The 9,446-nt window shown below is 69.7% G+C and carries 10 protein-coding genes and 2 pseudogenes; 7 read left to right on the top strand and 5 right to left on the bottom strand.

Annotated elements, in window-relative coordinates; all coding sequences use genetic code 11:
* The 3 genes and pseudogenes from IG05_RS0121555 to IG05_RS0121545 all read left to right on the top strand — a co-directional run.
* On the top strand, positions 1 to 729 hold a 729-nt coding region (locus IG05_RS0121555; RefSeq protein ID WP_030344911.1), incomplete at its 5' end, for a cytochrome c oxidase subunit I.
* A complete protein-coding gene (locus IG05_RS0121550; protein WP_030344909.1) occupies positions 726 to 1,061 on the top strand; it encodes a hypothetical protein in 336 nt (111 codons plus the stop codon). The genes IG05_RS0121555 and IG05_RS0121550, both read left to right, overlap by 4 nt.
* 83 nt (positions 1,062 to 1,144) lie before the next feature.
* Positions 1,145 to 1,530 (top strand): annotated as a pseudogene (locus tag IG05_RS0121545) (glycosyltransferase); the annotation flags it as partial.
* Positions 1,531 to 1,559: 29 nt separating this feature from the next.
* Here IG05_RS0121545 and IG05_RS0121540 read toward each other — a convergent pair.
* Positions 1,560 to 2,585, bottom strand: a complete 1,026-nt coding sequence (locus IG05_RS0121540) for an alcohol dehydrogenase (protein ID WP_030344905.1) — start codon at positions 2,583 to 2,585, stop codon at positions 1,560 to 1,562.
* Positions 2,586 to 2,694: 109 nt separating this feature from the next.
* On the bottom strand, positions 2,695 to 3,357 hold the full coding sequence (locus IG05_RS0121535; RefSeq protein WP_030344903.1) for a TetR/AcrR family transcriptional regulator: 663 nt from the start codon (positions 3,355 to 3,357) through the stop codon (positions 2,695 to 2,697).
* 142 nt (positions 3,358 to 3,499) lie between these two features.
* On the opposite strand from IG05_RS0121535, the gene IG05_RS0121530 reads away from it, so the two are divergent.
* Positions 3,500 to 4,753, top strand: a complete 1,254-nt coding sequence (locus IG05_RS0121530; RefSeq protein WP_030344901.1) for a YncE family protein — start codon at positions 3,500 to 3,502, stop codon at positions 4,751 to 4,753.
* A gap of 62 nt (positions 4,754 to 4,815) precedes the next feature.
* Here the strand turns inward: IG05_RS0121530 and IG05_RS0121525 are convergent.
* A pseudogene (locus IG05_RS0121525) lies at positions 4,816 to 6,120 on the bottom strand (endoglycosylceramidase); the annotation flags it as partial.
* A gap of 41 nt (positions 6,121 to 6,161) precedes the next feature.
* Between IG05_RS0121525 and IG05_RS0121520 the strand changes: the two are divergent.
* Positions 6,162 to 7,802, top strand: coding sequence for a recombinase family protein (locus IG05_RS0121520; protein ID WP_030344897.1), 1,641 nt, complete (start codon positions 6,162 to 6,164; stop codon positions 7,800 to 7,802).
* Here IG05_RS0121520 and IG05_RS0121515 read toward each other — a convergent pair.
* A complete protein-coding gene (locus IG05_RS0121515; RefSeq protein ID WP_030344896.1) occupies positions 7,726 to 8,277 on the bottom strand; it encodes a hypothetical protein in 552 nt (183 codons plus the stop codon). The genes IG05_RS0121520 and IG05_RS0121515 overlap by 77 nt on opposite strands.
* Before the next feature lie 14 nt (positions 8,278 to 8,291).
* Positions 8,292 to 8,750 (bottom strand): helix-turn-helix domain-containing protein, encoded by a 459-nt coding sequence (locus IG05_RS0121510; protein WP_158838988.1) that lies wholly within the window; start codon positions 8,748 to 8,750, stop codon positions 8,292 to 8,294.
* Between the two features lie 236 nt (positions 8,751 to 8,986).
* Here IG05_RS0121510 and IG05_RS0121505 point away from each other — a divergent pair, with 236 nt between their 5' ends.
* Complete coding sequence (locus IG05_RS0121505; RefSeq protein ID WP_030344893.1) at positions 8,987 to 9,229, top strand: helix-turn-helix domain-containing protein; 243 nt, start codon at positions 8,987 to 8,989, stop codon at positions 9,227 to 9,229.
* Positions 9,226 to 9,402, top strand: a complete 177-nt coding sequence (locus tag IG05_RS48445; RefSeq protein ID WP_199808358.1) for a hypothetical protein — start codon at positions 9,226 to 9,228, stop codon at positions 9,400 to 9,402. The genes IG05_RS0121505 and IG05_RS48445 overlap by 4 nt, the downstream gene beginning before the upstream one ends.
* Positions 9,403 to 9,446 lie beyond the last annotated feature (44 nt).

Here is a 9,446-nt window from a genome sequence, read left to right as displayed (position 1 = left end):
GTCACCGGCGGTGTGCTGCTGCCGTTCTTCTCCTTCATGACGTTCCTCATCGCCGTCCCGACCGGCGTGAAGTTCTTCAACTGGATCGGCACCATGTGGCGGGGAAGTCTCTCCTTCGAGACGCCGATGCTGTGGGTCATGGGGTTCCTCGTCACCTTCGTCTTCGGCGGGCTGACCGGCGTCATGCTCGCCTCCCCGCCGATCGACTTCCACGTCTCCGACTCGTACTTCGTGGTGGCCCACTTCCACTACGTGGTGTTCGGTACGGTCGTCTTCGCGATGTTCGCCGGCTTCCACTTCTGGTGGCCCAAGATGACCGGCAAGATGCTGGACGAGCGCCTCGGCAAGATCACCTTCTGGACGCTGTTCACCGGCTTCCACGGCACCTTCCTGGTCCAGCACTGGCTGGGCGCCGAAGGCATGCAGCGCCGGATCCCGGACTACCTGGCGGCCGAGGGGTTCGCCACGCTCAACACGGTCTCCTCGGTGTCCTCGTTCCTGCTCGGCGCGTCCCTGCTGCCCTTCCTCTACAACGTGTGGAGGACGGCGAGGTACGGCGAGCCGGTCGGCGTGGACGACCCGTGGGGCTACGGCCGCTCCCTGGAGTGGGCGACCTCCTGCCCGCCGCCCCGGCACAACTTCGTCGCCCTGCCGCGGATCCGTTCGGAGTCCCCGGCGTTCGACCTGCACCACCCGGCGGTGCGGGAACGGGAGTTGACCGCGCCGTGACGGCCCACGACGAGAGCGACCTGGTCCGGCAGATCGAGGGGCACCTGCTGCTGGCCGCCGCACGGGAGGAGGGCCGTACCGCCGCCGCACGCCTCGGTGCCCGGCTGGGCCGGCTCACCGACAGTCAGCGGCAGGACGTGGAGCGGCAGTTCGAGGCCGAGTACCTGGCGCTGGCCCGCCTCTCGTGGCACCGCACGGCCGAACGGGCGGAGGAACTCAGGCAGGCGTACGAGGCCAGGTACCGGGCGCTGCGCGGACGCCTGCTGGCCTGCTGTGTGCTGGGGTGCGCGCTGCTGGCGGCGGTACTGCTGGTGGTGTCGGCCGCCGCCTAGCGCGGGACTGGCGGGGCGCGGGACTGGCCGTCGTGCGCGTTGCGACCATGACGGCGGGTTCCCGGGGCGCCACCGCCCCCTGCTTCGGCCGGCGGACCCGGCTCCCCCGGCACCTGGAGGACTTCGTCGCCGCCGGGCCACCGCCGGTGTTCGTCGGGCCGGGCTGCGCGGGGGTGATCCGGCGCGGCCGGGGCGGACTCGCGGCCGGCGGGGACGACATGCCGACCATCGGCGAGGTGCCGCACGCGGTGTTGTTCCCGCGGACGGCCGCCGTGGTTCACCACGCGGGCGCCGGCACCACCACGGCGGGGCCGCGCGCCGGGTGCCGGCCGTGCCGGTGCCGGTCCGGTTCGACGCGGGTTTCCGGTCCGCCCGGCTGGCCGCCCCGGCCGTCGTACCGCTGCGCCGCCTGACCGTGGACGCCCTGTCCGCGACGCTGGTGCGGGCCGGCCGGCGGCAGGGGCGCAGGACCGGGACGGTCGCGGGGACCGCGGGGTGTCAGGCCATGGTGAGCACCATCCGGAAGCGGGCGGCGCCGGAGAGCATCTTGTCGTACGCCTGTCCGGCCTGCTCCAGCGGGACCGGCTCGGTCGTCGGGCGGATGCCGTGCAGGACGCTGAACGCCATGGTGTCCTCCACGTCCTGCGAGGTGCCGGACGGGTGCCCGCGCACCACGCGGCCGGACATGAGCAGCTGAGCCGGACTGATGCCGAGCGGCGCGCTGTCCGCGCCGATGGCGACCAGTTCGCCGCGGTGGGCCAGGCCGTCCACGGTGGCCGTGATGGCCTCGGAGTTCCCGGCGGTGGCCAGCACCACCTTGGCGCCGCCGAGGGACTGCAGGGCCTCGGCGACGGGGGTGCCGGAGGTGCTGTCGACGTAGTGGTGGGCGCCCAGCTGCTTGGCGAAGCCGGCCTTCTCGCCGCCCCGGGCGATGCCTACGGTCTCGAAGCCCATGGCGACGGCGTACTGCACGCCGAGGTGCCCCAGGCCACCGAGCCCGAGCACCGCGACCAGGTCCCCGGGCCGGGCGGAGCTGCGCCGCAGCCCGTTGAACGTGGTCACGCCCGCGCAGGCCATCGGTCCGGCGTCGTGCGCGGCCAGCCCTTCGGGAATGCGGGCGAGGGCGTCGGCGGGTGCGATCACCTTCTCGCCGAAGCCGCCGTCGTAGGCCCAGCCCGGCACCTTCAGGTTCCGGCACACGATGAAGTCGCCCTCGCGGCAGGGCGTGCAGTGGCCGCAGCTGCCGCCGAACCAGCCCACGGCCACCCGGTCGCCGACCTGCCAGCCGTACTCCCGCACCCCTTGGCCGAGCTCCTCGACGCGCCCGGCGATCTCGTGCCCGGGCACTTCCGGGAAGGACACGCCGGGCAGTTGGCCGTTGAGGAAGAGGGCGTCGCTGTGGCAGATCCCGCACGCCTCGACGGCGATCCGCACATGGCCCGGTCCCGGCTGCGGCACCTCGCGTTCGACCAGCTCGAAGGCGCCGTTCGGCTCGGTCACCTGCGCGACTCGATAGGTACTCATGGGTCTCTCCCGAGTACGGGTACGACGGTCCTCCGCACCAGCAGACCAGGTCCGGCCCGATCCCGCGCGCCGAACCCGGGCGCACCCCCGATGACCTGGGCGGGCCCGGTCAGGAGGGCCCGGGCCGCCAGCCCTCCGGCCGGAGCATCGCCAGCAGCAGCCGGACCAGCTCGTCCACCACCTCGTCGAGCGTGGCGTCGACCCAGCCGGCGGTCCAGTCGTGCAGCAGGCCGTTGACGCTGCCGATGAAGGCCGTCGCCGCGAGGCGGTAGTCGCGGGGCGCCGCCTCGCCGCGGGCCACGGCCGCGTCCGCCTCGGCGCGGATGACGTCGACCCAGCGGGCGCGGCGGGCGAGCCGCTGCTCCTCCAGGCGGTCACTGACCCCGATGACCTCAACGAACGCGATGCGGATGCGGCGCGGGTCGCAGGTGACGTCGCGGGCGTAGGCGCGGAAGAGCACGGTGACGCGCTCGGCCAGCGGCAGGCCGTCCGCGGTGGCGAGGGCGGCCAGGACGGCCTGTTCGGCCCAGCCGTTGACCTCCAGGTGCAGCGCGGCGAGGACGTCCTCCAGAGTGCGGAACTCCTCGTAGAACTGGCGTGTGGACAGGCCCGCCGCCTGGCTGAGCGCGGCGACCGTGGTGCCGCGGTAGCCGGGCGTGTCGCCGAACAGGCGCAGGGCCGCGTCGAGGAAGCGGCGGCGCCGTTCGGCCTGCCGTTCCACGGCGGACCGGCCGCCGTACCGTCCCGTCGGCGCTCTGAGCCTGCCCCCCACGCGTCCCCCTCCGTCACACCTCCGCCGGACCCCAATCTTGTCGTGCACACATCTTGTCGAGAAGGCCGCCCCTTCCTTACTTTTCAGTAAGTTCACTGTGAATGCGCTCGTGTTCAGATTCCCCCGAGGAAAGAGAGCCGTCATGCCTGCCTCCAGAACCAGGCACCTGTGCTCCGTGGCCGCCGCCCTCGCCCTGACCGTCGCCGGCCCCGCGACCGCCGCCTCCGCAGCCTCCGCGGCCCCCGACGGCCTGCGCGAGGTGCTGTTCGTCGGCAACAACTGGGACGGCACCGCCGATGTCATCCGCTCCTCCGGCGACTTCGCGAAGGTCGGCCGCGTCGACGTCGTCCCCGACAAGGACGCGCGGATGGCCGAGATCAACGCGGATCCGATCAAGTGGATCTACTTCCAGGCGATCCGCAACAGCGTCGGCGAGGGCCACGACCAGTTCGCAGACGACATGTACTCGACGCCGGACGGCCGCTCGGTGGTGGTGTCCCGGCCGAGTTTCGCGGACGTCGTCTCCATAGACCTGGCCACCGGAAAGGTCAACTGGCGTTTCCCGGTGGCCGGTTACCGGGCCGACCACATGGCGGTCTCGCCGGACGGGACCCGGGTGGCGGTCTCGGCCTCGACCGCGAACACCGTCCACGTGCTCGACATCGTCACCGGCAAGCAGCTGGGGTCGTTCGCGACCGGCGACAAGCCGCACGAGAACATCTTCACCCGGGACGGCAAGTACATCTGGAACATGTCCATCGGTGACGTCAACACCGCTCTGGACGACCCGGGCTGGGACTGGACCAAGGGCGACCGGCGCATCACGGTCGTGGACGCGACGACGTACAAGCAGGTCAAGGTCGTCGACATGCGGCAGCGGCTGGACGCGTACGGGCTGAAGGACTTCTCCGACGCGGTCCGCCCGGCCGTCTTCTCCCCCGACGAGTCCAAGCTGTACTTCCAGGTGTCGTTCTTCAACGGCTTCCTGGAGTACGACGTCGCGGCCGACAAGATCACCCAGATGAAGACGCTGCCGAAGAACCCGGCGACCAGCGAGGACCGCACCACCTGGGTCAACGACTCGCGCCACCACGGGATCTCGATGAACCCCGAGGGCACCAAGCTGTGTGTCGCGGGCACCATGGACGACTACGCGACCGTGGTCGACCGCGCCTCGCTCCAGGAAGGGCCGCTGGTGACGGCGTCCAAGCCGTACTGGGCGACGGTCAGCGGCGACGGCAAGGACTGCATCGTCTCCGAGAGCGGTGCCGACCAGGTGACGGCGATCGACTTCGCCACCGGCCGGAAGGTGGTGTCGGTCCCGGTCGGCGACCACCCGCAGCGGGTCCGGCTCGGCCATGTGCAGGCCGGCTGGACCGGCCCCGGCGGCAGCTGACGCGCCACCGGGCCGTGGCCTCCGGGATGCCCCCACTCACCCCGGAGGCCACACCGCCGCCGTCAGAAGCGCGCCGACGCCCACGCGGCCAGCTCGGCCTTCGCCGCGGCCAGCAGGTCCGCCGAGGGGGCGGTGGCGCCGTTGGTGACCAGGGCGTAGTGCAGGACGCCGGAGTCCGCGTCGGTGAGCAGCAGCCGGCGGCTGCCCGTGCCGCCCGGCTCCGGGGCCGCGGCGACCGGGGTGGCGGAGGTGTACGCGGGCGGGCCGTGGACCGTGCCGAGGTCGGAGACGACCGTGGTGGCGGCGGTCGGGAAGGACGCCGGCAGATGCAGCTCGGTGGGTGCGGTGCCGTCGCCGGAGCGCCACACGAGCAGCCCGTACTGGCCCGTGCCGACGAGTTCCGCCGTGTTCGGCAGGGAGCCGGGCACCGGGTTCCAGGTGAGGGTGGTGGAGCCGTCGCGGGAGCGGTCCTCGTAGGTGAAGGCGAGGGTGGTGCCGGCCGTGGCGCCCGGGTAGAGGCGGTCCAGGAGACGCGCGTCCTGGCGCAGGAGGGGGTTGCCGGAGTCGTCGAGCCGTACCGCCGACAGGTCCTCGTCGTTCCAGGCGTCCCCGGTGGTCAGCACCTTGCCGGGGTTGCCGTTCATCGGCTCGTGGTGCCGGCCGTGGTAGAGGTCCCACTGCCACTGGGTGCCGGAGAGCACCGGGCCGGAGGCGGCCGGCCGGGCCCACCAGCTCGCGCCGGGCAGGCGCGAGTCGAGGGCCTGGTACATGGCCTTCAGCACGGTCGGCGCCTTGTCGGAGACCGTGCCGGACAGGGGGTGGCCGAACTCGCTGACCACGGCGGCGGTGCCGGCGGCCGCGGCCCGGTCGCGGACGGCGGCGAAGTCGGCGGCGTACTGGCCGTCGGCCGCCTTGCCCCACATCAGGATGCCGGAGATGGCCTTCTGGTCGTAGAAGTGGGTGTTGAGGACGTAGCCCGGGCCGAGCGCGCCCGCGTCGAGCAGGCCGCCCTCCTGCTTCTGGGTGGAGATGTTGGCGTTCCAGAAGAGGTTCGGCTCGACGAAGGCGGGCTTGTCCTGCCAGCCGGCGGCGTCCATGCGCGCCCGGAACCGCGCGTAGAACGGCCAGAGCAGGTCGCGTTCCCAGGTGCGGGAGGTCTGCCCGGAGTCGTAGCCGCCGGCGTACGGCTCGTTGTACGGGTCGAAGCCGGCGATCCCCGCGAACTCCTCCGCGCTCAGGTTCCGGCGCAGATGGGCCATGGTGGCCTGGGCGGTGGCCAGGAAGGCGTCCTGCAGGCCGTGGGCGTTGTGCCAGAAGTCGTACTGGGCCTTCTGCACGGCCGTGTTCTGGGTGATGTTCTGGCCCCACAAAGTCCTTTAGGCATACCCCTTAGGGCTAGGATGCCCCCATGCCCTACGCGCCCGAGTACCTCCACTTGGTCATCCCCGGCGTGCGCTTCGAAGCGTTCCTCTACGGCCGCAACTCAGACGACTGGATCAAGAGTGGTGACTCCGTAGAGGCCCAACTCGCCGTCGGCCGCACCCTGTGCGACAAGTGCAACTGGCGAATCGTCCGAGAGTTCAACGACACCGACGTATCCGCCAGCCGGCACGGCAAAAAGACCCGCGACGACTTCGAGGCCCTCCTCGACGCCATCGTCAACGGCGGCGTGGAGCCAGGCGTACGACGCATCGTCGTCGCCTACAACGCCGCGCGCTACTACCGTGACTTGGAGGCATACGTCCGACTGCGGAACGCCTGCCTCAAGGCCAACGCCCTGCTCTGCTACAACGGCCAGGTCTACGACCTCAGCAAGCGTGACGACCTCAAGGCCACCGCCCTGCACGCTGTCGACGCCGAGGACGAAGCCGAAGGTATTCGCGCACAGAACCTGCGTACGGCGGCAACCCAGGCGGAAGCCGGCATGCCGCACGGCAAGTCCCAGTACGGATACACGCGCGACTACAAGGTGGTGAGCGGGCGTAGACGCTGCGTCGGCCAGCATGAGGATGCGCGTGGAAGGTTCGTCTTCGAGTCGATTCAGCGTGTTGACGCCGGCCACTCGATCCGGTCCGTGACCCGCTGGCTGAAATCGGAACGCCAGGCAGACCGGCCAGACGGAGTGGAGTGGACGGACATGATCGTCCGACGCATGGTGATGAACCGTGCGTACCTCGGAGAGCGGCAACACCGAGGGGTCTGGCTGAAGGCAGCGTGGGCCCCTATCAAGGGGCTTGACACCCCTGAGGGCCGAGCGATGTTTAACCGGGTGACTGCAGAACTCACGGACCCCGCCCGCCGAACACAGCGGGGAACGGAGGTCTCGCACCTGTTGACGTACTTGGGGGTGTGCGGCGAGTGCGGCGACGAGCCGTGGCTGTGTGCCCTGCCGCGGACAGGCGGTCGCCGTCCGGCCGTGACGTGCGAGTCAAAGGGTGACGTGACCATCACTGAAGAAGTACTCGATGCATACGTCGAAGAAGCGGTCATCTCCTGGTTTCTCAACAAGGCGCAGGCGCGCGCAGCATTGGTTCCGGAGGAGGGGAACGTCAAGCAGGAGGTCGAGGCGGCGCAGCGTCGGATCAACGCCTACGAGGAGCAGCTGGCTGAGGCCCGGCAGCAGGCCGAGGAGTTCGTCGAGGAGACGGGCCGATTCAAGTTGTCCGCGTCGTCGCTGGCCTCTCTTGAGCAACGACTGCTGCCGAAGCTGGAGCAGGAACAGAAGAAACTCCAGAAGATGACGGGCGTGTCGCCTCTCCTGCTCTCGCTCCTCGACGCTTCAGACCCGGAGTCGGTCTGGAACGGCCGCCCGGCCACCGACACACAGCTTGGAATGCTTGGGTTGTCGCTTGAGCAGAAGCGAGAGGTGATCCGACAAGTCGTGACCGTCCGGCTGTACAAGGCGAGCAACCGAGGTTCTCGCAAGCTGGATCCGAACCGAATCAGGATGTCGTTCGTCGGAGAACCGGGGTTCAGGGACCGACATTCCCGTGCTCGCGGGAGCGTTCCTGCTCCGCGGCGTGCTCGGGGTGGCGCGGGAAGCGTATGAGGACACCCTGTGTCTTCTCAGCCCCGGGCTTGAGCATGCCGGCCCGTTCCATTTCGACGCCTGTGCGGAAGGCTTCGGCCGCCAGCTGTGCTCGCTCTTCTTCGAATTTGGCTCGAACTTTGGCTTGCTCGGCAGCAAGAGAGCGGGCTATGCGGGCCCGCTCTGCGGCCATGTCCCGGTTGAGGCGGCCCATCTCGTTCTCCAGGGCGGCCTGGGCGGCGAAGTAGCGGCTGCGTTCGGCCTGGGCTTCGCGCTGGGCGGCGGCGAGAATCGCGCGCTCGGTGTTCGTGTTGCAGATCCAGTGCCGGACCAGGACACAGATGATAATGGTCAGGGCCACCATGACGAGGCAGGCTCCGCCGATGGCGCCTGCCACGTCGTCGGTGGATGTGCTGTGGAGGATGGCCGCGAACCCCGAGATGAGGGTCACCGCGGCCATCGCTGCGGCGGCCTTGCTGGTGGCCGTGAACTCCAATGCGCACCCCCGGGTTAGATCTGTGCGGCCGTACCTCCGGGGTGTTCGGCGTCGCCCTCTGGTTGAGGGCTTTTGAGCTTGTCGATCACGGCGAAGAACGTGAACCGGCCTACGTCGTCATGGATGCCCAGTCGCTCCGCCGCTTCCTCCGGAGTGATTGAACCCGAGCCTACCTGTGACTGATTGTTTTCGGACAGTGTCTGTTGAGACTCCAGGTACTCAGGCGGCAAGACCTCTGCCGCAACGAGCAGTTCAACGGGGTCCAGCCTGGCGGCCTTGGCCAGGGCCGGGAAGAACTTGACGTGGGGAATCTGCTCGCCGTTGAGCAGACGGGAGACGGTGCTCTTGTTCATGCCGGTGTCGGCTACGAGGCGTTGTTGCGACCCGTAGCCGGTGTAGCCGGCTGCTTCGAGCGCGGGGAGGACCAGCGCGCAGAACCTCTGCACGCGTCCCTGGGGGGTGGCTTCCGTCATGTCCCCAAACTCTACTTCCCTGGAGAGGGAATAGTCACTGATTCCCTCCCTGGGGAAAGTGCCCATTCGGCCACTGACCTGCATTGACGCTGGCCACATCCCTATCGAACTGTCGTTCGTCTCGAAATTTGCCCTTCCCTCGTGCGCACATTCCCTTGTCAGGGAGGGAAACTCTGTGCTTGAGTTTCCCTCGACAGGGAAACTGCCCCGCTACCTGCGGAGGGAGGGACATCCACGTGTACCGACTCAACGTCGCCAAGCTCCGGGCCATCGCCGCCCAGCACGGCGACAAGACGCCTTACGCCATCGCCAAGCGCACGGGCGTGAGCATCTCGTCCGTTTATCGATACGTCGACGGGTCCGCGCAACCTGACCTGAACTCGGCGCTTCGACTGTCCACGGCATATGACCAGGACATTCGCACCCTGATGGACCAGGTCGAAGACGAGGACAACGCACCCGCTGAGGCCGCCGCGTGACCCGCGAAGAGCGTCGCGCGCTCCTTGGTGACGACGTCATCGCCCACATCCACGAGCGCGTCGCCGAGGCCCCGGAGCCCAGCGCCGAGGTGGTGGAGAAGCTGCGGCGGATCATGGCCCGCCCCGGCCACCGCGCGATCAGCCCGCCGCCGTCGGCGGCCCGCGCCGCCTGACCCCATCAACGCCGAAGGGCCGCCCGCTTTGACCGGCCTGGCGA

The organism is Streptomyces sp. NRRL S-1022 (genome assembly GCF_000720135.1).
GTDB lineage: Bacteria > Actinomycetota > Actinomycetes > Streptomycetales > Streptomycetaceae > Streptomyces.
This window is presented reverse-complemented; position numbering and strand designations above follow the sequence as displayed.